Below are 274 nucleotides of genomic sequence, written 5' to 3'. Positions count from 1 at the left end.
ACGCCATCGCCATGGCCCACAAGACCCAGGCCGACTACGGCGAGACCCTGGCCGACGCCTCGCACACCATGGAGAACGCCGAGGATGCGTCGGCGTTGAAGTCCCTGGTCGGCGGCCTCTCCACGGCGACCAAACGGGTGCGCCGCGAGACGGCGATTCTGGAAAAGCGGCTGGAGAAGTCGAACAAGGAGGTCATCCGCCTGCGCGAAAACCTGGAGCAGGTTCGTCGCGACGCCATGACCGACGCCCTGACCAACCTGGCCAACCGCAAGGC

1 protein-coding gene is annotated in these 274 nt (G+C 66.4%); it reads left to right on the top strand.

What is annotated here, in order from left to right:
- Positions 1-11: 11 nt before the first annotated feature.
- The coding region (locus CVH10_RS20400) for a hypothetical protein (RefSeq protein WP_219924899.1) at positions 12-274 on the top strand (263 nt) is incomplete at its 3' end.

This window comes from Halomonas sp. ND22Bw, assembly GCF_003011945.1.
GTDB classification, from domain to species: Bacteria; Pseudomonadota; Gammaproteobacteria; order Pseudomonadales; family Halomonadaceae; genus Halomonas; species Halomonas halophila.
Note: the sequence above shows the minus strand (reverse complement) of the source record. Positions and strands in the feature narration are given on the sequence as shown.